The following is a 22,851-nucleotide window of genomic DNA, read 5'->3' as shown; positions in this document are numbered from 1 at the left end:
TTCACAAACCAAAAGGAGGTTTTTTTATGAACAAGAAATGGTTGAAAGTAGGCATTGGCTTAGGACTAGTCGCTATAGGTGCTGTTTATCTTGGCAAAAAAACAGGCTTACTAGAAGATGATAGTCACCTTTATGATGAATTTGAATCAATCTAGAAAATTAGCCAGAATAAAATGATTTAGGAGATATTGGAGGATTGGACAATGCAAAAAAAGAAAGCAATTATGATTGGTGCAGGAATCGCGAATATGGCAGCAGCTGTTTATTTGATCCAAGAAGGCAAATGGCGTGGAGATCAAATCACTTTCTACTCCTTAGATGACCATGGATCAAATGATGGCGCTCCTGTGGACACAGTTACTGATGAATATTGGAACAAAAATCACCCCTTAGAAAATCAAAAAGGATACGTTGCACGTGGTGGACGTATGCTGAATTACCGTACGTATGTCGATTTGATGGATCTACTCAGTCGCATCCCTTCTGCTACAGAACCGGGCATGACAGCCGAAGAAGATACACGAGATTTCGATGCCAAACATCCGACTTTTGATAAAGCTCGTTTGTTGGAAGGTGGCAAGGGAATCATTGATGGCGGTAAATTAGGCTTCAACAATAAAGATCGCGTATTATTAACGAAACTGATTGCCATGCCTGATTCAGAAGAAGAAAAATTAGATAATGTGACGATTGCTGAGTATTTCAAAGATGATCCTCATTTCTTTGAAACAAACTTCTGGTTTATGTGGGAAACGACTTTTGCTTTTCGAACACGTAGTTCTGCACAAGAATTACGTCGCTATATGCACCAAATGATTTATGAGTTTACTCAAATCGAGCATTTAGTTGGGGTCAATCGGACACGCTATAATCAATACGAAAGTATTATGTTGCCACTGATCAATTATTTGAAAGAACAAGGATGTAAAATCATTTTGAATCGTCGTGTCGTTGACTGGGAATTCAAAGAAACAGCGATGCAAGATGAAATCACGGTGACAGGCTTGAAGATGATCAATACAAAAACACAAGAAGAAGAACATGTCGTCGTTGATGGAGATACTGGCGTATTATTTACGAATGGTTCGATCACTGATTCGGCAACACTTGGCGACTACGAAACGCCCGCAGAGGAAAATATGGATTACGGTGCTGCTTCTAGTTTGTGGAAAAAAGCCAGTGAAAAATTCTACAATTTAGGTAATCCAGATAAATTTTTCGCAGATCGTGACGCAAGTGAATGGGTCAGCTTTACGTTGACAACGAAAAATCATGTGTTGCTAAACGAGATCACACGTATCACGACACAAGAACCAGGTAATGCGTTGAATTCATTTATTTCAACAACACCGATCACCCCACTTGGTCAAAAAGATGTCAATATGTCGATCGTCGTGCATCACCAACCGCATTTCACTTCACAAAAACCGAATGAAACAGTGATTTGGGGCTACTTCTTGTATCCAAGACGTCGTGGTGAATTTGTCGACAAAGAATATATTAAAATGAACGGAAAAGAAATGTTGGAAGAATTGCTTGGTCAGCTTTCAAAAGTTGATCCTGGTCCAGTAAACATTCGCGAAAAAGAAACCGAAATCTACGATAGTGTCATCAATAATATTCCGGTTTACATGCCATATGCTTCTGCCTTATTCAACAATCGTGCGAAAAGTGATCGACCAAAAGTCATTCCTAAACATTCAACAAACCTTGCCTTTACCGGTGAGTTCGTTGAACAGCCTTACCAAATGATCTTTACCGAACAAAGTGCTGTTCGTTCAGGAGAAATTGCTGCGTTCCATTTTGCAGGTATTCCAATGTCACGTTTGGTGAAAACACCACGTTATGACAAAGATATCCCTACGTTGATGCGTGCAGCGAAAAAAATGTTTGATTGAGGTTGTGAAGTCCACTTTCCTGTGCTGCTTCAGTTCTAAAACAAGAGTCCTCCACCTATGGAAATAGGCGGAGAACTCTTGTTTTTTCGCTACTTTTGATTTTCCCCGATGCTTCTCTTTTTATTTTCTCTTTTCGCAAGGAGCCATGCGAAGCCACCCACAACAATCTCACTTCCTCCGACTAGTAAAACAATCAAAGTAAAGTTAGAAAGATATGTTCGCATCAAGCCTTGAAGTGACTCCATTTGCTCATCCGTCTGCAAAATCTGTGCATAGTATAAAGTTGCGGCAAATGCTAGACTTATCAGTCCAGCGCCCATCAGACTACACGCAAATTTTTTGATACGTGAACGGATAGAGCCAGGATTGAAATAAATGAACCCCGCTAAGATCAATAGGCTCACACTCACAATGCCCCAAGCATAGTGAAGTACCTGGTGGCTCAGGTCATTGATTCCTCGAATAAAAAGATGCAGATAACTTGGTTGGACACTCCGTTCAAAGATCCCGCCGATCATATGTAAAGCGAGTTCTTCTCCCGCAATCCCTTCTTCAATATTGATCTCATGTTCTGTTTTATATGTATGGATCGTCTCTTTGATATGTTCTTCCAACTCCGTTGCTTGGATCAAGCTTGGTTGCTTGCCGCGATAAGTTTCTTTGACAAAATGCTCGATATTCTTTTTAACTAATTCCTCAGATACACTGTCGGCAAGTAATTCTGGAGTGACTCTTGCTTCTTGGTGGTAGCTCTGGACACGACCATTGATCTCTTTCGTTACTTTTTGTATGTAGTTTGCTTGTTTGATTTGCTCATTCATAAATCCTTCATTTGCTAAAGTCGTATAAAAAAGTCCGCCAATCGATAAAAAAAAGAGCAAGACTGTACACACGACTCCTATAATTATTTTGATTAATCGACTATTTCTCATTTCTCTCCTTTCCTATGTCAGCACAAAAAATTGTTCTTTTACGTTTTATTTTTTTGAAAACCAACTACTTTAATTATAACTTTCAGTCAATAAAACTACAACTTCCTTTTTTCGTCAAAAGTTATTTTACTGTTTTAAACTAAAACTAAAAGCGCGTTTCATTGTGAAAAAAAGTAACATTCCCTTAGAATGAGTTTATAAATAACTATCGTTAGTTTTATTAACGAAAACAGGAGAGGAGCACTACGATGAAAGCAGTCACTTGGCAAGGAAAGCAAAAAATGGAAATTAGAAATGTTGATGATCCAAAAATTTTAGCACCAACCGATGCAATCATCCGTATCACTGCAACAGCGATTTGTGGATCTGATCTCCATCTTTATCACCATGGGGAATCCGTTATGGAAAAAGGCTATGTTGTTGGACATGAACCTATGGGGATTGTCGAAGAAGTTGGTTCCGAAGTGAAGAAGTTGAAAAAAGGGCAACGTGTAGTTATTCCTTTTAATATTAGTTGTGGCCATTGCCATTTTTGTGCAAACCATATGGAAAGTCAGTGTGATAATTCCAATCAGGAAGAATTATACGGCGGATTATTCGGTTTTGGTAAATTGAACGGAAATCACTGGGGTGGTCAAGCAGAGTATCTTCGGGTACCTTTCGCCGATTCTACGTCATTTATCGTTCCAGATAATGATTTACCTGATGAAAAAGTTTTATTTTTATCTGATATTTTACCAACCGCTTATTGGAGCGTTGCAAATGCAGGGGTTAAAAAAGATGATACCGTCGTCGTCTTAGGTTCAGGTCCTGTTGGTTTATTTGCACAAAAATTTGCTGTGATGGCAGGAGCAAAACGTGTCATTGCGGTCGATCCTGTCAAACATCGTTTGGACAAAGCGGTCCGCTATAATCAAATCGAAACCTATCTATTAGACGACGTGAACCAAGCCGGAGATGATTTATATGAGTTAGCTCGTGGCGGTGCAGATGTCATCATTGATTGTGTCGGAATGGATGGTTTAGAGCCAACAAAAGAAAAAGCTAAAAATTTAGTTAGCTTACAAAGTGGAACGATCTCACCTATCCAAATGGCTGCTAAAGCGGTGAAAAAATTTGGTACAGTACAAATCACTGGTGTTTATATGACACCTGCTTCTTCCTATCCACTTCAAGAATTCTTTATGCGCAATATTGACGTCAAACATGGGCAAGCACCAGTTGTCCACTTGATGCCTAAAATTTATGACATGATTGCAGAAGGAATGTTTGATCCAACTCAGATCATCACTCATTCAATGCCGTTAGAAGAAGCGGCTCGAGCATACGAGATTTTTGACAAAAAAGAAGATAAAAATATCAAAGTTGTTTTGAAACCGTAGAAATAAAAACTAGTTAGGTGATTTTATATGCCAAAAATCAAACGAAATACCCATGATGTCGAGATTGGCAAAGAAGAAGATATTGAGATCCGTGGACGGCGCTTTCGTTTGTATTTTCAAAATCGTTACACGTTGATTTCATTAGCGGTCGATTTGCTGACAGGAATATTTTATGTCCTGGGAAGTGTTGCTTTGATCACGAAAATCCCTGATTATTACAGCAATTACTTATATTTAGCAGGCGCCATCTTCTTGACCACTCGCCCCATCTTGCGTATCGTACGTAATATCTTTATCTATGATGAAAAAAAACAACGAAGAGAACAAGCCAAACAAGAGAAACGCGAGATTTGAACACACCTCTCGCGCTTCTCTTTTTAGTTTATTGTAGCGATTTGATACAACCGGGCAGTTGTTCCACTTTCTTCCTTGACCATCGTCAAAAATGACCAATCGTATCGTTCATAAAAGGAAGTGTGGTCTGTAATCAAATAAAGTTGTTTAAACCCTAATCGATGCATCTCTTTTCTGGTTTGTTCCAATATCCACTTCGCTAACCCCTGATTCCGATGCTCCGGTTCAACATATAAAGCACAAAGATTAGGTGCTAAATCTGGACGGTCGTGGAAGTCATTTTCGATCACGCCAACTCCACCAACGATTGCTTCATTTTTATCTAGAACGACGTACCATTGTGGAATACTTTCCTTCGCAATGATGCCAGTACGAATACTTTCCTTATACACTACAGCAGGAATTCCCCATTTTGAGGAAAACCAACTTGCGGTTTCTTCCATTAGCTCTGGGTGTTCATTTAACTTGATCCATTGATACATATTCAATTTTGCAACCTCCAGTCATTCTATACGCAGTGTCAAATTAGACCACGAAGTACTTTTATCTGTTGCTTGGATTTTTGCTTCTTTTTCTAACCTAAGCTAGAATAGAAATCAAAGGAGTGAGCGAGATGATTGCACACAAAAGAGACGAGCTCCATGTTGTTTAGTGGTATAAAATAATGACATGGAGGAAACAATTATGACAAACATTTACGACGATCAACAATTTTTTGATCAATACAAAGAAATGCCTCGTAGCAAAAAAGGCTTACAAGGTGCTGGAGAATGGCCAACGCTTGCAACTATCTTCCCCAATCTCCATGGACAAACAGTCCTTGATCTTGGATGTGGCTATGGGTGGCACTGTCGTTACGCTGCTTCGCAAGGGGCAAAAAAAATCATTGGTGTCGACTTGTCTGAGAAGATGCTAGAAGAAGCCCGAGCTCGAACAAATGACACCACGATCAGTTATATAAAAGATGATATTTCAACGATTCAGTTTGCAAAAGACTCGTTTGATGTCGTGTTCAGTTCTTTAGCTATCCATTATGTGGAAAATTGGGAGCAGCTCGTCAAGCATATCCATCACTTTCTAAAACCGAATGGCCAATTTCTTTTTTCAGTTGAACATCCTGTTTTTACAGCGGATGGTCGGCAAGATTGGATTTATACAGAAGACAGTCAGATCATGCACTTTCCAGTTGACCATTATTTTGACGAAGGGGAGCGTGACACAAACTTCCTAGGATCTTCTGTAAAAAAATATCATCGAACGATTACAACTTATCTTGAGACATTATTGTCTAATGGCTTTCAAATCAACCATGTGCTTGAACCAATACCACCGTCACATATGTTAGATATGCCTGGTATGAAAGACGAATTAAGACGTCCGATGATGTTGATTATTTCTGTGACAAAGAGGTAGAGGCGAATCATCGATCCAAACATTCTGAGTCCATCTGCACAAATTTTATTAAGCGTCTGGAAATAGGTTGCCCCTATTTCCAGACCTTTTTCATCGACTAGAAAATGATTGATGCCCCTTCAAGCTTTCAATCACTTTCTATCACTGAGTTTTTGATTTCTTCTTGTTTCTTTTTAGCGAATTTAGCTAGTACCAATTCATAAGAAATCAAAATCATTTTCTCGATTTCCTCGTCTGACAATTCATCTTTGCCTAACATGATCGAATTCCAATGTTTCTTATTGGCATAGTAACCAGGTATAATGATCTCAGGGTACATCGTTCGTAATTCCTCGTTTTTTTCTGGAAAATGTTTTAACGTGATCAATGCTTTTTCATTCGCTTCTGGACTCATCATCCCAAACTGTTTACCATCCAAATCAAAATAAAGCGTTTCCCAATCTTCGCGAAAATATACCCTAGCTCCTGGAAGTGTGTTTCCATATGCTTGGAATCGTTCGATCCTTTTTTGAATATCTATTGTATTCATACGCTATCCTCCTATTCAAATAAAATGCTTACAAAAACTATACGTTGCTTTCTAAAAAATAGCAATGATAACAGTAGTAACAAAAAAAAACGGAAAGCAATCACTTGCTCTCCGTTTATTATTTCTTACGCGTTCAATGCGTCTTTTTTCATTTCTTGGATCGTTGCTACTTTAACGAATGGTAGATAGATCAGAATTGAAATCAGTAAGTTGACCGCAGATAACACTGCGCCTGAAAGACTGTTTGTTGCTAAAAATCCGCCGATCACTGGTGGTGTTACCCATGGTGGCATTACTGTAGCTGCTGGTACAAGTCCTGTTGATGTCGCAAAGTACGCAACAGTTACTAAAACCATTGGTGTTAAAATAAATGGAATAAACATCACTGGATTCAAAACGATTGGTAGACCAAACATGGTTGGTTCGTTGATATTGAATACTCCTGGTGCAATCGATAAGTTCGTTACGACCATATAAGGTTTGTTTCTACGTCCTACTAAATAGATCGCAATCAGTAATCCTAGTGTCGCACCTGTACCACCTAAATTGACAAAGCTGTCAAAGAAAGGTTTGTTGACGATAAATGGTGCACTTTGACCGTTGGCAATCGCTTCGACGTTTGCTTGGATCGCCGGCGCATTGATGGTTTGCATCAATGGATCGACCATGTTTGCTCCATGTAATCCGAAGAACCAAAGGAACGGTGTAATAAATGCAAGCAATAATGCAGATGGGTAAGAGTTAGCAAGACCCATGAATGGTTCTTGAACCACTGTATAGAATGCTCCGACAATATCAGCAACACCGAATGCTGCAAAAATTGCAGCGATTAGTGCAAAAAATGAGATCGTGATCATTGCTGGTAATAATGACGCAAATGCTTTTGCTACTGCTGGTGGCACTCCGTCTGGCATTTTGATGATCAATTTTTCATTTCCACTTAAACGAACAAAAATCTCTGTTGAAATAATTCCGACAATAATTGCAATAAATAATCCGTTTGAACTCATACCTAAAGCGCCGCCTAGTGCGAAGAATGAACCTAATGAAATCACTCCGGCAGATACGCCATCTTTACGGTAACCGTTTGCTAAATGATAAGCTAATAAGAACGCAATCAAAACAGAAAGAATCGCAAACGTTCCGTTCCAAGCAGCCGCACCGAATCCTTTCCATGCTTCACCACCAAAAATCGAATTCATCAATTCTTGGAATCCAGGGATCGGCAAGTTATTGATCATTACAGCTAAAGCGCCTAAGATCATTAATGGCATACTGACCATAAAAGCGTCACGAATGGCCACTAAATGGCGTTGCGCACCGATTTTTGATGCGACTGGTATAAAGTGTTTCTCCATAAATGCTACAAAGCTATCCATATCTTTTCCTCTTTTCTCCTTTAAAAAACTTTTATTTAAGCCTCTATACGACGGTATAGATCAATAATTTCTTTTGCTAAATCTGTAAACGCGATCGATGTCATCAAATGATCTTGACTATGAACGGTCAACAAAGTAACTTCCATGTGTTCCCCTTGTGCTTCTTGTGTTAATAACCCTGTTTGCGAATGATGTGCTTGAACCAATGATTCTTCTGCATCTTTGATTTTTGCATCTGCTAATTCAAAGTCACCTTTTTTCGCAGCCGCAATCGCTTCCATTGCATCGCTTTTTGCGTTGCCGCCGAACATGATCAAGCCCATGATCGCTTCTAAATTTTTTTGATCTTCCATTTTCTTCCCTCTTTTTCTTGTTTTTATTTATTGATCAATGATTCTGCTTGTTCCAATACTTTTGCACCGTTCATCATGCCATAGTCTTGCATGTTGATAACATCTAACGGAATCCCTTTTGGTGCTAGTTTTTCAGCAAATTGACTTTGCATGAAACGTACTTGTGGCCCTAATAATAAAACGTCTACATTTTTTGACTCTAGTTGGTTATCAGCTTCTGATGCTGAAACTGCAAAGATATCCGCTTCTACGCCTTTTTCTTCTGCTGCTTTTTGCATTTTTGTCACTAATAAACTTGTACTCATTCCTGCAGAGCAGACAAGCATGATTGTTCTTTTTTCCATTGTGAACACTTCCTTTTCTTCTTCTTACACTTTTATATAATGCAAGTATCGTGCCAACTTTGAAATCGCTTTATCAAGTTGGTATAAAAGGGTTTTCATGTTGTTTTTTTATCAAGCACACTCTAATTTTTGTATTGCACACTATTTTTAGTGTGCAAAAAGAGAGGGCAGAGTACAAAAAACACCAAGTAAAAAGTATGGCTACTCCTCACTTGGCGGATTTCAATGATTGTTTGCTAGAAAAAATCAACAAGTAGTTACTTCGTTGATTTATTTTTTGATTCAATCGCATCGATTCTTTTCATAAATTTCAATTCTTGTAATACTTCTATAGAAGTAACACGTTTCTTAGCCAAGACTTCTAATTTTTGTCGTTTGTAAGCCCATAAGTTTTTATCGAATCCTGTCACCTCTTCAACCTCCAAACTTTTTTTGCTGAACTAATCCAACGTTCCTCTCATGTTTCCTTGTACTTTCGTTTATCTCTTCATTCAGCAGAGCCATCGAATGGCGCCATGCTTCGATATTTCTTGTTCGAAAATCTTCGAATTCATGTAGCCTCTGTTTCAACTCGTTCTTCAAACAATGGATGCTTTCTTTTTCAATAGACAGTGCTTCTTTTGCTTGGGTGGTTTGAATCGTATCCGTTAACTTTTCAGTCTGTTTGGTCGGGGAAGACTTTTCTAACACATTTATCTTAGTCATTTTTTCTTTTAATATAGAAGAAACGGTCGCATTAGCTTTGATCAAATTGATCAATTCTGTTGTTTTCTTTGTATTCTCACGGGTTAGCTCTTGAATCCTATGATTCATTGCTTCCTGTTCTCCCTTGAGTTTTTCCAACAAAGAGTCAACTTCTGCTTTATTATATCCTCCGACTAAGTTCGTGGTGAAAGTAGGGGAAGTCGAAAGGTGGTATGAACTATTCACTGCCATCACTAACCGTTTGTTTGACTGCATTTATCCAGTTTTGCCATTTCCCCTCAGACAAATTATTGATGGCACGTTGATATTCTGAAATGATTTGCAAGCGAACGTTATTCGCTTCCCTTTCCAACTGCATGATTTCTTTGGTCCTTTTTTCTTTTTCACTTTCTAGCTTCGTCATCTGTTCTTCATAATAAGTGTCCGCTTCACTGACTTTTCCATTTACTTCAGCTAATAAATTATAGGCTTCGGCTTTGATATTATTCCCTTCGATCTTTGCTTCTTTGAGAATATTTTCTTGTTCAGCCCTTGCTTCTCCCACCAGACGTCTGGCTTCTAATTCAGCATTTTCTTCAATCTTCAACGCTGCATCTTGCGCAATGATCAAGGCATTCTCAAAACTTCTTTTTTTGGCATGCACGTCTCTTTCATCTTTACTTGCTTCATTCAATTTAGCGTTTAATTCTTTGATCTCAGCCAAGTAATCACTTTTTTCTTTTTCAAATACTTTTACTAAATTCTCTTTTTGATTTTCAGCAAGTGTCAGTTTTTTCTCTAATTCTGTGTTGGTCTCTTTCATCGCATCATAATCATTTGCTGCGTGTGTCAAAAAATCATCCACATCTTGTTTTTTGTACCCCGCTAGAGAAACCGTGGGGAAAGTGATTTTCCTTAATTGCTCTGCATTAAAGTTCATAGGTTACTCCTTTTCATAGTTGTATGATTTCAAACGGATCGATTAAAAATCGTTGTTCCATACTGGCATCTGTTGATAGCTCAAAATGCAAATGTGGTCCAGTTGAATTCCCCGTCGAACCAACAAAACCAATCACTTCCCCTTTTTGAACGACTTGCCCTGGTTCAACAACATTGACACTTTGATGCGCATATAATGTAAATAATCCGTTCTCATGACGTATCGAAATGACATTTCCCCACGAAGCGTGATATTCGGATTTTATAACTGTTCCTGCTTCACTGGCAAAGATCGGCGCTCCGGCATTGGCTGCTAAATCGATCCCTCGATGGAACTCCGCTCCTCTCATACCATAGTGACTCGTAATCGTAAAGTGTTCCAATGGGTTGATAAATCCATTTTCTCCAATCATTAGTTGATCGATTTCAATATCAAACTTTTCCAAGTCATAGACATCGATCAATGCATCTAATTTTTGATAATAGGACGTATCAGTGGCATATCTGCCCGTTAGAAACCTTGTAGCCTCTTGATATGAAGAAGTATTCGAACGCCAGACACCAGAATAGAAATCAGCATCTTGAGTTAATCCTTCTCTTAATAATTTGGCGTAATCTAAAAAGCTTTCTTCGTAGGATTCATAAGATTTGAAACGTGCGCTAAGTGTGTATAAGTTTCCTGTTCCATCATCCTCTTGTGTTAAAAATTCCACCGAATTTTCCTCGGTGTAAGCTTTTATTCCAAAGAGATTATAATGAGGAGATGCACTTAATTGACTACTTCCACTACCCGATTCTAAAATGGCTTGAGCAATCATCACAGATGCATATAGATCGTTGCTTAAAGCAACTTTTCTAGCCTCCGGCGCAATTTCTTGAATAAAAGCTTCCGTGGTCGTATTGGCAGAAAACCCTCTGAAAAAGGGACTACTCTGTTCGGTTCGGGCAATCGGTCCTTTGGTTATCGTTATGCTTTCTACGGTTTCAGTTGGCACCGTCTCAGCAGGGGCCGCTCCCAAAGATGATTCAGGTGGAGACGTCCATACTTCTCCCTCTGATTCCGTTTGATCTGGGATTGACTCAACACCATTCGTGCCTGAATCCTCATTACCCTTTATTTCTGATCCTATCGGTGGAGGCGTTGTTGGCATCTCAGGTGTGATTGCTGGAGGTCGTGATATTGGTGGTTTAGGCGTTTCTGGCACAGAAGGTTGAGGGAAAGTTGGTTCTGGTTCCGGATTGTCCGGCAAATCAGGGACAGGTGAAGGAGTAGTCACTTCATTATCTTCTTCTGTAGGTACTTCCTCCTCCTCTTTCGCTTCAAGTCGCTCACTATCTGAGTTTGTGGTACTTTCTGATAAGACCATCTCATCGATTGGCGAAATGGGTGTATCTTCCATTTCTATCGTATTCGTAATGATTTGATCAGCTGATACAATACTATGACTAAAACTACTTGCCACCGTACCAATGACTATAAACGCCCCAGCGATCTTTCGTTTATACACATTACTTTTTTTGATACTTGTACTTCTTATAGTTATTTTCTTACCATTTTTATATAATATTTTTTCTTTTTCCATAAAAAGTTACTCCTTTGACTATCCCATTGATTTTCAGCGATCCTATTTTATCTCCTACATACAAGTAGCTAACAGCTTAATATCCTTACACTAAACTTAAATGGATCTACAGTGTCAGAGAGTTTCATATATGACACTACTCTTCTACGATTTATTAGGTACGTTCTAAGAATTTTTTGTACAAATTTTCACAGAAATCAAAATAATACACCAATTCTTAAAATTTTCTTAACTTGAAAATAGGTTGACTCATTCATAAGCAAATAACTTTATCACTACATCAAAAAAAATTACACTTAAGATAATAAAATATTATTTTTAAATAACAAAACAAAAATAATTAATGTTATCTAAAAGTAAATATATAATAGATTAACCTTATTATTATAATGTTTATATCTAAAACAGTAAGATAAAATTTTATTTATCAATATAAAACATAACTTATTTAAAAAATAAAATAACTTATATTTTTTATTTTTCAAGATAAAAGAAAGGGTGAATCCGATGATCAACCATGTAAAAACTCCTCTTGCTTTGGGGGAATTATTGAATGATATTAGAAAAGAAAAAAAAATTTCAACAAAAACGATTTTTGCTACAGGAATCACAAGACCTACTTATTATCGCTTTGTTCGCGGAGAAGGTGAAATCAGTCTAAACAATTTTTTAAAAATCATTGACATTCTTGGGATCGAATTAACTGAATTTGAAGAAGTAATCCCTTTGATCAAACAAGGTTCTAAAATTTTAGAAAACCAGTTGGCTGAAGCCCTTGCTAAATTTGACTATCTTGAAATCGCAAAAATTAAAACTCAAGCGTTGGACCAATTTGTTAAAACAGATGGTTTAGGTTATCAATATGTATATTGGCGCGCTGGTCTAATCCACAGCAAGTTCATTGGCGATTATCAAGAATACGAAACATTGATCCAACAAGTAAAAACTTATTTAAATAGTATTGATCTATGGACAAACATCGAACTAAAACTTTTTTCTTCAATTACGGAAACGCTTAATTTTGAAGAATATGATTATTTTTTTAAACGATTTTTATACCGCAGAACGAATCATGAAGAAGTCTTAGACCCATTAGTCTTGGATCTATTGTATTTTGGGTATTACGAAACAGCCCTAGATTCTTGCCGTAAAAGCAATGTCACCGTTGCAACGACATTTATTTTGAAACGAACACCTCACCGTTTTAATTATCGCTTTCGGATTTGGCGATTATTTTTATATGCTGCAAAACTAACGCTTCATGGTGAATTGGAAAGAGGGCAAAAAAAATATAGTCGATTACAAAAAATCATCGCCTATGTCTTCCGAGACGAACAAAAAGGGGTTTTCGAAATCAAGACACTCAATACCTTATGGGAAAAAGTAGAGATCATTGCACAAATGTCCGAGTAATGACAATCACCTATTCCATCAGGTTACCCTTTTTATAGCCATTGGTCTGATTTTTATTATCTACTTAGAAGCTACATTTGCTAAAAGTTTTTTAGTAAATCCAATATTTCATTTACTTTATTCTTTTATGGATGTTCATCTAGTACAATCAACCAGCAAACGTAAATTAATCTTATTACCATCATAAACTCACCTTATTCTAATGATAAAAGTGTCATTTATGAAACTTTTGCTTTGGAAATCACTTTCATCCTCTACTCTTGACCTATGTATGTAAGCAGGCATACATGTTCAATCACTCAGCAAATCTAACGTACACACACATTTGGACATGCATTGCTTGATAGTTGAGGAGGGAGAAAATGAAGAAGAAATCCATAATAAAAACATTATCAAAATTAGTATTTGCTACAACACTTTTATCAATCGGTCTATCTTCTATTGACCATTCGTTGCGATTACCTCATGTACCAATCGCCTTAGCTGAAACAGTTGATAACGCAATTGCCAATGAAACATCTAGGCGAAGCTTAACGATCTGGAAGTACGCGATCACTGACTTTAGTGAGTTGGAACCTCGAGGAGACGGAACCCTCACCAATCCAGATAGAGAGTTGATTCCTGGAATCAACTTCAAAGTGGAACGGGTGAAAAAATTATCGAGTGGTAGCTCTTTAACTGATCCAAAACAACAACAATTGGGCACAGATTACGAAATCGACACCACTTTCAACGCCCAGACAATTACAACTGACACAAGTGGAAAAGCAACGCTTGACTTAGGCATTGGTCGAGCCAATGATGGCATCTATTTAATTACTGAATTACCAGATGAACGTACAGGCGAAAATTTAGCTGCAACCGATGGAAAAAAAATCGAAACAGCTGTTTATCCTTTTTTTGTGCATATTCCCCAAACCAGTCGTACCGATTTATCTTCATTGATCTATGATGTACAAGTTGAACCAAAGAATATTTTAGAAGATTTATTGCATCCTGACAAAACAATCAATGGTGAAAAAGGCGATTCTGTTCAAGCCGGACAATCCTTTCGCTGGGAATTGACTACTAACATCCCAGCAGGTCTCTGGCAAGTCGCCAGTCAAACAGGAACGATCGATATTTTAGATGCCGCTGGACAGACGGTGGATACTGTCGAGATGATCGCTGGTCAGCCCATTGTATATCGAGATACTAGTGGGTTATTACAGCCAAATTTTTCAATGGTAGACGAACTGAATAGTGACTTAACTTATGTTCCAGATAGCGCAAAAATGCAAGTTAGACAAGCTGGTGGTGAATGGACAGACTTGGCGCTTACCGATTATACGGTCTCGTTTGATGCTGAGACAAATAGACTGACAACCACTTTGACAGAAGCTGGTCTGATCAAAGCCGGATCAGTCGCAAATGGCTATACTGATATCCGTACGGTGCTTACCACGCATGTTCCAGAATATTGGAACAATATTGTTGAAAATACCTTTACTGTCAACCATCAACTTCCGGGCCAACGACCAAAAAGTACAACACCACCAGAAACAACGAATCCAAAATACTATACTGGTGGCTTTGATATCGAAAAAATTTCAGAAAATAGCGGGACTGGTCTAGCTGGTGCCGAATTCAAAATTGCCACCTCTGAGAGTAATGCGAACAATAAAACTTTTATTGCTAGTAATGGAAATAGCTATGCAGAGGATGCCAATTTACCATCAGGGATAACTTTCTTAACTTCTACTTCTGATGCAAATGGTCACGCGACTTTTGATGGGTTAGCCTTAGACTGGACGGATGCCAATGGTAATAATTACGTGGAAAATCACGAGGTTACACGCGACTACTGGGTTGTCGAGACTACTGCTCCTCAGGGCTACGAATTATTGAAAGCTCCCCAAAGAGTAACTGTCGATTTGACGACCGCAGATGATGCAACGATTGAGCTGACAGTCACTAATAAACCGCAAACAAGCTTGCCATTTACTGGCGGTATAGGCAGAAATCTGATCATCACAATTGCACTTGTAGCCATCGTTATTGGCACAACAGTGGTCATTATCCACAAAAAGCGAAAACAGACGTAAGTCCAGAATGAAAGGAGACTGCAATGAATACTAGTTTTTCTAGACTCAAAGTAAAACCTCCTATTCTAATAGTGATTGTTTTAGCGATTATCCTTGGTATAATCGCTAAAGTCGTTATTGTAGGTGGTCCCCTTCGAGCCAAAGAAGAAGCACATTTAGTTGAAGTAATCAATCAGGATCAAACCTTTATGACAAAAGAAACACAAATTTATGATGATCCTGCAACCATCACGATCAGAAGTACTGAAAATCGTTTACTCGCTCTCCCAGCTAGTACGGATTATGCAATCACCACCTTAAATGAGGAACAGGAGCAAACCATCCCTATCTATTCCACCGAAAATTTTGTTCAAGAAGAAGAGCTTGCTCGTCTAGGTATTGGTGTAGAAACGACGGAAACAACCGTCTCCTCAACTACTGCGTCCATGGTTGAGCCTGCCCTCCCTACAATTGAACAAGCAGTAGCAAGTGATGTAATTGGTGTAGCATCCGAGGAAAACTCGGAGCAACCGACTATTTACTTACGCTTAGTCAAAGATCAGCCAGTCACTCTCGTTTTTCGGGAACCAACGAAAGATATGAGTATCGTATTGACGGATGTTTATTCTCAGCAGTATCAATCCCTTTTTCAATGGTTAAGACCAGATGATGTGACTGCATTAGAAGAAACATCCGAATCCCACGTTGAAGAAACGTCATCTTCAGCCGAAGACTCAGACTACGAGGCCCAAACAGAACAAGCTGAAACCCATGATGAAAGAAACGATACAGCACTTCCTCCATTTGAGGAAACTATCGCCGATGAGAATATCTTAGTGGTCGAAACAAAGGAAACTGATTTAACAATGGAAGAACTTCTCGAAGAAGAGTTCCCTGCAGAAGACTCCATCATTACACCAAAATTAGTGGCTGAAGAAATAGATACCAGCGAAGAAACTAGCAGTAATCCTATCGTCATCAAAGATGCCAAATTAACGATGGCCACTGGTACAGACAGTTTTGATTCCCACGATGATCCTGGCTATGATAGTTCTCCAAATAACGATATCGTGCGTTCCAATGATCAAATCTTATACCGACTTGGCTTCTCAATACAAACACAGTTACCAAACGATTACACAAATATCCGCTATCGTGTCGTTAGCACCTTGCCTAACGCGACTACCCTGATTAATGATGCGCCTTTTATTAATGGAGAAATTGCCAATGGCACGTATATTGATACAGGCATCGGTGATGGCACCATGTATTCTGAAGGCATCATGGAATCGATCATCAGCACTTCGGGACAAGTTTTCGTGCCCATCGTTGTCAATGTGTCTGGTGCAAAGAACGGAACGATCATGCAACCCACGTTCAAATTGCAACTGATTGATGCCATAAATATAAATACTGGTGAGTTAGAAACATTTAATCACACTTATACAGTCGAACATTTAGCAAATCTAACTGCGCCGCCAACAATCGTTTCTTCCGCACCTTCTATTGCTGCAACACTCGTCCGTGGCGAGCAAACGACTTATCAAATCTATGATCCTAACGCTACAAATAATGATTCGGTATACAACCTAGGATTAGTCATTGAGCTAAAAAATCTAGATGGACGAAGTATCGGTGATATTCGCGGTTCCACCTACCCTGAAGGACCGATTACTTTTGATCTTATTCAAAATGTCACCGGAACTTTGGGAAATACTCAAATACCTGTAGATCCATCTGAATATGACTCCGCCCAAACACGTTTCTATTCTGTCACAGATGCCGATCGAACGACTGCTGATTGGCAAGCAACCACAGAAGGTAGTCCGTATGAAGCAACATTTGATCCGACAATATTAGCGCACCCATTGCCTGTACCCCACGGAAAAACAAATGAACTTTACTTTTCTGAACCTTATAGTGATCACAAAAAAATCGGGGTGTTCAACTCTGGTAATGTCATGATTGAATTAGGAAATTATCAAGAATCTTGGGAAATCTCAAACTATAAAGGAATCAAAAATATCTATACTTATGACACTTTAGGTCATACCTTTTCAAACAAAGCTTTTATCAGCATTGAATTTATTTTTGACTGGGATCATTCGAGGTTACAGGAATTAATGTTAACAAACAATTGGTCGTATTACACATTAAACTTAAGTATTCCTACTTTAAATTATGATGGAGTAACTACTACTAATGACGCTAAAGTACATTTTAGTAGTTATATGATTCCGACAGGAGATATTTCCTCCGGTCCAAACTTCGTCGTTTTAAATCCTCCAGATCCCATAACAGGCAAGATACACAGTTGGGGAAATCAGGATATTGGATTCAATACGTGGGAATTTAATGTTGGCAAACCGACTCTTATGAGAGGACAAAAATTACATTTAGGAGGCTGGTTTGTCACACAGAATGTTCCTGGAACAGCAACCTCTGACCAAATTTTCCAATGGAATTCCAATGGATTTGAGTATGATATTTCTAGACAACCGTATACACAACGTTATTATCCAAACGAAAGTGATTACTCTTATTTAACGTATGGTGTTAGAAATAATGGAAATGCTATGCCCGACTTAACCGTCCCACATATTGATACAATCGTTTCAAATTACACTTGGTACGACACTCCCCAAGAAGCACAGGAAGCTGGGGTGATCAGTGCCGTCCGATTCCAATACCATATCAATAACGAGCCTACCTTTTTACACTGGAATGGCGTTCCAATAAGAGTCATCGGTCAATCAGGCGCATTGGATGAGGAGGGCGATCCTTATGTCCACCTATCACGTGCTGCTCTCAGAAATGATTCAGGTGTTGTTTTTAAGCAAAGCCCTGCGGAAAATAATCTTACTTTCTTTCCAGCTACTTGGGCCGCGGATGGTTCTAATGTAACCATTCCCTACGATAGTAGTATACCAAGTGCTGTTACTACGCCTTTTCTTGGTACAAATGCCTTTATTAAGAATTTTGGAATTGAAACAGAAACACTTGTATCGAAACCTTTGTATCAATCCGACGAACAAATCGATGTCAAAGTTCGAGGAACATTCTCTGGATCGGAAGAAGTTGATTATGATAGTGCGCTGAATACCATTCTTCCAAAAGGAATCAATTACCTAGCTGGTTCTTCGAAAGATGAACATGATAATCCTTTACCTGATCCAATCATTATCCAACACGAAAACGGAGAAACGACATTGCGTTGGGTGTTTCCTGACTCCTCTATTACAGAGGGGATTGAAGTGAATTTCACGGCTATCAGTGATAGTTCGCAACTAGCATTCAATGACATGGGCTTAACTCATTCACTCGTCATACGTAGTGTTGGTGAAATGTGGATTTCCGATACTCCAGAAATTACAGATACCCGTGCCGAATCAGCTCGATCATCTCAAGACCAGTTCATTCAAGAGCTTGTCCAGCAACTAACAATAAGCAAGTCCGTCAACAAAACATCAATTGAAACAGGAAATCAAGAAATGAATCCTTTGACCGAAGCGGATGCTGATACTTCGTTCACTTATTCGATCACTTCAGCCAACAGTGCCTTACAACCCGCTCATGATTTTCGTCTGATGGATATCTTACCGTATAACGGTGATTCTCGTGGCTCTTCTTTCAATGGTACGCTAGAGGTTCTTTCAGTGGATATCGACACAGAAGGATATACGATGTATTACACCACCGAACCAGTAGAAGATGCGACGAACCCAAATGAGATCGACCTTGCTACATGGACGGAATACACACCCGGTTCAACACCTGATGAAGAAATCAAACATGCCACAGGTTTTATGATCACTAAACCAACTGTTCCGATTGGTGAATCGGTCACTCTCTCCATCACTGTCCAACCAGTTGACCAATTACCAGGCGACCAATATCGAAATACCGCCCATATGAATGCGCAAATCGACTTACCTGTCCATTCACAAGAAACGATTACCCGAGTATATGGCAGAGAGTTGAGCGGGTTCGTATGGTTAGACGAAGATCGCGATGGTCTATACGATGATGGCGAGGAAAGGCTAGCAAATATCCCTGTCAAACTCTATCGAACAAGCCTGACTCACCCAAGCGAAGTAGCCGATCAGTTGGTCGAGCATAACTTGAAAGGAACATCATTTGTTGACAGTAACGGAAATGCCACACTAAAAACAGATGTAAATGGTCATTACAGTTTTAATTATCTACCAGAAGGAACCTATGTAGTAGAATTCCAAATCGGCGATCAAATCGAACGAAAAGAAGTTGCAGTAACGAGGCCAATGGTTGGTGATGATCCTTCCATCAACTCAAAAGCAAATCAAACCACCTTCCGAACCAATGAGTATATCGCTGAACCTTTAGCCAATTTGCCGGGAATGATCACGACAGATGATTCTATCTATCATATTCCTTACTTGAACCTAGGATTTGTCAGTACACTTGGAGAGATTTATTTGTATAAGTTAGAAGCAGGTACCGCTGTAGATGATGATCAGGATGATCAACCAGATATCAATGACGAAAATCAGTTGATTGGAGGAAATAAACTGGCTGGCGCTGAGTTTTCCCTCCACGAAAAAGAATCAGGCGTGATCCTCCAAACGAAGACAACTGACGCGAATGGACGTATTCATTTTGAAGAGGTTCCCTTCGGTACCTATGAGTTGGTTGAAACAAAAGCACCCGATGGCTATGAACTATTGAAACAACCAAGCGAGGTCACATTGGATGAAAACAACACGATCGTTCATCTCTTTGCCGAAGATGAGCTGATCACTGAATTGCCTTTTGCCGGTAACAGTTCAATCATGCAACGTGTCCTTATCGCAGCTGCTAGTTTATCCCTGATTGGTTTAATCGGATTAGGTACAAAATACCAATTGGAGGAAATGAATCGAAAAAAAACAGGAGGAAAGAAAGATGAACCCAAAAAAAGATGATCATTCCATTTTATTTATTCGCCTCCTGTTGGTTCTACTATTCCTCTTCGGTGGTTCAATTGGAAAATGGACTACTCCTGTGGCATACGCAGAAGAAGCCTTCCAATTAACCATTGTAAAATATAAGCTTTCAGAGCAGGAAATGGATAATCACCTACTTCCTTCTGAGCCAACTGGCTCCTTAGAAACGGGATTAACGAACGAACAGGGACAGGCATTAACCCCCTTTCCTGGGATTCGTTATCAAATCAAGAAGGTCACACCGAGTAATGATGCCAGTGATCCTTTTACGGAAATCCCAAGTTTTGAACCAATCGAAATCATCACGGGGTCAAACGGGCAAGCGACTATTCCATTGACTGAAGGACTCTATGAAGTCACCGAACTTGCAAACGATGCATTGTCTTCCCCAGCTAAGCCAGTCGTTGTCCAATTACCTGCAATTACTGCCGATGGCACTCGTTTAGATCAATTGTTTATTTATCCAAAATCAAGCGTGGTCGTCTCTCCTGAAGAAGGAGCTACTCCTAGATCGACTATACCGAAACAAGGGCAAGCGACTACAAAAAGGATTCCACAAACAAGTGGGAATCTCGGTTCACTTTTTCCGGTTTATTTTACACTGGCATTGATCATCTTACTAGGGATCGTCACAATCGTTAATTTTAAACCAAAAGGGAAAAAAAAGCCTTAAACAGTCTAGAACCAATTGTTTCTAACCTAAGAAGTAAGAAGAAATTCACAAAAATCGAGTGTTGATTTTTGTGGATTTCCGCTTATTTCAGAATTTTTCACAACTCTCGTTTTTACATTTCCGAAAGCAGAAAAGAGAAATGACTTTGCTTTTTTCGCAAATCTAAAAACAAAAATAATGAAATGAAAATGAGGTGAACAACCTTGATTGAAAAAGAAAAAAAGTCTGTTCTTTTGTTATTTGCTTCACTATTGATTCTTTTAGGAACGCTCACTTTGATCTATCCGATTTTTGCGAACTATCTCGCAAATCGTGAACGTAGTACTGCTTCCATCAATTACCATCAAGCATTAGAACAGCTAACGAAAGATGAATTAGGGCATAAATTCGAGCAAGCAAAACGTTACAATGAATTGATTTATAAAGAACAACAAGGAGACTTGGTTGACTTCGATGAAATTGAGTACCAAACATTGATCAATACCGCTGGGGTAATGGGTACACTAGACATTCCCGCTTTGGCAATCGAAACCATGCCTTTTTATCACGGCACTGATTTTTTGACACTTAATCGTGGCTTAGGACATTACGAAGCGAGTTCGATTCCAGTGGGCGGTGAAAACACACGATCGATCATCACTGGTCATAGCGGTATCCAGAACCAAGTTTTATTTACTGATATCATCCATCTTCAAATTGGCGATCTATTCTTTCTCACGATTTTAGGTGAACGCCTCGCTTATCAAATCGAATCCTTTGAAGAAGTCTTGCCTACTGAAGTCGATAAAGCCAAAATCATCCCTGGAAAGGATATGGTCATCTTATTGACTTGCACGCCACCAGGAATCAATACGTATCGATTATTAGTAAATGGTGTCCGGATTCCTTACAACGAAGCCGTTAATCGACAAGTTGAAAAACGAAATTTCTGGAGTTATCAAACCATTGTATTAGGCTCTTTCAGTGTTTGTCTCACTCTCGCTCTCCTACTTATTGTTCGTTTTCGTTATCTAGTCAAACGCTTTCGCTCTGAAGACCCCTTTGTCAAAGAAAAATCCAGAAAAAAATTGCTTCGCCTTTATTTCTTGACCAAAGGGCTCTTTATTACTTTAGTTCTTTCAATGGTTGCTTTACTAAGTGTCGGAATCTATGGCTATACACAAATTCAGAAACAACAAGAAATGGAGAGCATTGATATAGGACAAAATACAGACCTTTCAACGTTCAACTTGCCAAAAATAGCGGCAGCTAACTACTCTGAAATCGACATTGCGAGTGTCAATCTCAGTAATTTTTCCAAAGCGAAGATCAATTACCAACAAAGCATCAATGACTGGGGCATCGGAAAAATAATGATCCCAGAAGTAGCAATCGACTTACCGATACTGGCCGGTATGAATAATGACAACTTGATGAATGGCGTAGCCACTTACACGCAAAATCAACAACTCGGCAAAGGCAATTATGTCCTCTTGTCACATAATGTATTTGAACAAAATGTCTTGCTTCATCAAATCGCTCAACTTCGTCTCAATGCAAAGATCTATGCGACAGATTTCAACGAGCTATTTGTCTATGAAGTGAGCTACAACGATGTCGTTGTTGATACAGAAATCGAGTTACTCGAAATCAAAAAAGAAGCACCACAAGCTATGATCACTTTAGTGCGTTGTGAAGGTGACATCGGCACACGTTTTCGTCGAGTCGTTCAAGGGAATTTAAGTAGCGTAAAAAGTCTAAGCACCTTATCCGCTACTGAATTAGCACAATTAGGCTTAGAAAAAAACCGTACAAACATAGATGGTACGATTCTCGCGGACTCTCCCGTCCATCCCATTAATTCGTGGTCAATGTCCGTGGCGTCTAAGATCGTCGCCGAGCCATTACAGACCTTGATCCCGATCGTTTTTTTCTTATTGATACCGATACTGTTGTTCCATCTTGTTTAAGT

20 protein-coding genes are annotated in these 22,851 nt (G+C 39.0%); 10 read left to right on the top strand and 10 right to left on the bottom strand.

The window, feature by feature from the left end; all coding sequences use genetic code 11:
* Positions 1-26: 26 nt before the first annotated feature.
* Both IGJ19_RS01675 and IGJ19_RS01670 read left to right on the top strand, forming a co-directional pair.
* Positions 27-155 carry a methanol dehydrogenase gene (locus IGJ19_RS01675; protein WP_074799651.1) on the top strand — a complete coding sequence of 43 codons (129 nt, stop codon included), beginning with the start codon at positions 27-29 and terminating at the stop codon, positions 153-155.
* A gap of 48 nt (positions 156-203) precedes the next feature.
* Positions 204-1,898: an oleate hydratase gene (locus IGJ19_RS01670; RefSeq protein ID WP_034689906.1), complete on the top strand. Its 1,695-nt coding sequence runs from the start codon at positions 204-206 to the stop codon at positions 1,896-1,898.
* A gap of 89 nt (positions 1,899-1,987) precedes the next feature.
* On the opposite strand, the gene IGJ19_RS01665 is transcribed toward IGJ19_RS01670, so the two are convergent.
* The gene (locus IGJ19_RS01665; RefSeq protein ID WP_430604324.1) at positions 1,988-2,830 is read right to left on the bottom strand and encodes a hypothetical protein; all 843 of its coding nucleotides are present in this window, start codon (positions 2,828-2,830) and stop codon (positions 1,988-1,990) included.
* A gap of 248 nt (positions 2,831-3,078) precedes the next feature.
* On the opposite strand from IGJ19_RS01665, the gene IGJ19_RS01660 reads away from it, so the two are divergent.
* Positions 3,079-4,212, top strand: a complete 1,134-nt coding sequence (locus IGJ19_RS01660; RefSeq protein WP_019723244.1) for an alcohol dehydrogenase catalytic domain-containing protein — start codon at positions 3,079-3,081, stop codon at positions 4,210-4,212.
* 27 nt (positions 4,213-4,239) lie between these two features.
* Positions 4,240-4,566: a YrhK family protein gene (locus tag IGJ19_RS01655; protein WP_074799648.1), complete on the top strand. Its 327-nt coding sequence runs from the start codon at positions 4,240-4,242 to the stop codon at positions 4,564-4,566.
* Positions 4,567-4,589: 23 nt separating this feature from the next.
* Here IGJ19_RS01655 and IGJ19_RS01650 read toward each other — a convergent pair whose 3' ends face one another.
* Entirely contained in the window at positions 4,590-5,048 is a 459-nt protein-coding gene (locus IGJ19_RS01650; protein WP_074799669.1) for a GNAT family N-acetyltransferase, read from the bottom strand.
* A gap of 202 nt (positions 5,049-5,250) precedes the next feature.
* Here IGJ19_RS01650 and IGJ19_RS01645 point away from each other — a divergent pair, with 202 nt between their 5' ends.
* The gene (locus IGJ19_RS01645; RefSeq protein WP_430604323.1) at positions 5,251-5,979 is read left to right on the top strand and encodes a class I SAM-dependent methyltransferase; all 729 of its coding nucleotides are present in this window, start codon (positions 5,251-5,253) and stop codon (positions 5,977-5,979) included.
* A 127-nt stretch (positions 5,980-6,106) separates the two neighbouring features.
* Here IGJ19_RS01645 and IGJ19_RS01640 read toward each other — a convergent pair whose 3' ends face one another.
* The 8 genes from IGJ19_RS01640 to IGJ19_RS01605 form a co-directional block, all read right to left on the bottom strand.
* A complete protein-coding gene (locus IGJ19_RS01640; protein WP_066026160.1) occupies positions 6,107-6,508 on the bottom strand; it encodes an MmcQ/YjbR family DNA-binding protein in 402 nt (133 codons plus the stop codon).
* Positions 6,509-6,633: 125 nt separating this feature from the next.
* Positions 6,634-7,887, bottom strand: coding sequence for a PTS sugar transporter subunit IIC (locus tag IGJ19_RS01635; protein ID WP_019723248.1), 1,254 nt, complete (start codon positions 7,885-7,887; stop codon positions 6,634-6,636).
* A 35-nt stretch (positions 7,888-7,922) separates the two neighbouring features.
* Positions 7,923-8,240 carry a PTS lactose/cellobiose transporter subunit IIA gene (locus tag IGJ19_RS01630; RefSeq protein ID WP_019723249.1) on the bottom strand — a complete coding sequence of 106 codons (318 nt, stop codon included), beginning with the start codon at positions 8,238-8,240 and terminating at the stop codon, positions 7,923-7,925.
* 23 nt (positions 8,241-8,263) lie between these two features.
* The gene (locus tag IGJ19_RS01625; protein ID WP_066026159.1) at positions 8,264-8,584 is read right to left on the bottom strand and encodes a PTS sugar transporter subunit IIB; all 321 of its coding nucleotides are present in this window, start codon (positions 8,582-8,584) and stop codon (positions 8,264-8,266) included.
* A gap of 257 nt (positions 8,585-8,841) precedes the next feature.
* Positions 8,842-8,994, bottom strand: a complete 153-nt coding sequence (locus tag IGJ19_RS01620; RefSeq protein ID WP_430604322.1) for a hypothetical protein — start codon at positions 8,992-8,994, stop codon at positions 8,842-8,844.
* 4 nt (positions 8,995-8,998) lie between these two features.
* Entirely contained in the window at positions 8,999-9,397 is a 399-nt protein-coding gene (locus tag IGJ19_RS01615; protein ID WP_146156665.1) for a hypothetical protein, read from the bottom strand.
* Positions 9,398-9,506: 109 nt separating this feature from the next.
* Complete coding sequence (locus tag IGJ19_RS01610) at positions 9,507-10,208, bottom strand: DivIVA domain-containing protein (protein ID WP_104776456.1); 702 nt, start codon at positions 10,206-10,208, stop codon at positions 9,507-9,509.
* Positions 10,209-10,221: 13 nt separating this feature from the next.
* Entirely contained in the window at positions 10,222-11,790 is a 1,569-nt protein-coding gene (locus tag IGJ19_RS01605; protein ID WP_430604321.1) for a peptidoglycan DD-metalloendopeptidase family protein, read from the bottom strand.
* A 507-nt stretch (positions 11,791-12,297) separates the two neighbouring features.
* On the opposite strand from IGJ19_RS01605, the gene IGJ19_RS01600 reads away from it, so the two are divergent.
* From IGJ19_RS01600 to IGJ19_RS01580, 5 genes are all read left to right on the top strand, one after another.
* Positions 12,298-13,203 (top strand): helix-turn-helix domain-containing protein, encoded by a 906-nt coding sequence (locus IGJ19_RS01600; protein WP_071866199.1) that lies wholly within the window; start codon positions 12,298-12,300, stop codon positions 13,201-13,203.
* A gap of 362 nt (positions 13,204-13,565) precedes the next feature.
* Positions 13,566-15,287, top strand: a complete 1,722-nt coding sequence (locus IGJ19_RS01595) for a SpaH/EbpB family LPXTG-anchored major pilin (protein WP_115357161.1) — start codon at positions 13,566-13,568, stop codon at positions 15,285-15,287.
* A 23-nt stretch (positions 15,288-15,310) separates the two neighbouring features.
* Complete coding sequence (locus IGJ19_RS01590; RefSeq protein WP_430604320.1) at positions 15,311-20,206, top strand: SpaA isopeptide-forming pilin-related protein; 4,896 nt, start codon at positions 15,311-15,313, stop codon at positions 20,204-20,206.
* Entirely contained in the window at positions 20,187-20,900 is a 714-nt protein-coding gene (locus IGJ19_RS01585) for a pilin N-terminal domain-containing protein (RefSeq protein ID WP_074799640.1), read from the top strand. Before IGJ19_RS01590 ends, IGJ19_RS01585 begins: the two co-directional genes overlap by 20 nt.
* A gap of 203 nt (positions 20,901-21,103) precedes the next feature.
* Complete coding sequence (locus IGJ19_RS01580; protein WP_430604319.1) at positions 21,104-22,849, top strand: class C sortase; 1,746 nt, start codon at positions 21,104-21,106, stop codon at positions 22,847-22,849.
* Positions 22,850-22,851 lie beyond the last annotated feature (2 nt).

The organism is Enterococcus sp. DIV1368b (genome assembly GCF_050529595.1).
In the GTDB taxonomy this organism is placed as follows: domain Bacteria; phylum Bacillota; class Bacilli; order Lactobacillales; family Enterococcaceae; genus Enterococcus_B; species Enterococcus_B mundtii.
Note: the sequence above shows the minus strand (reverse complement) of the source record. Positions and strands in the feature narration are given on the sequence as shown.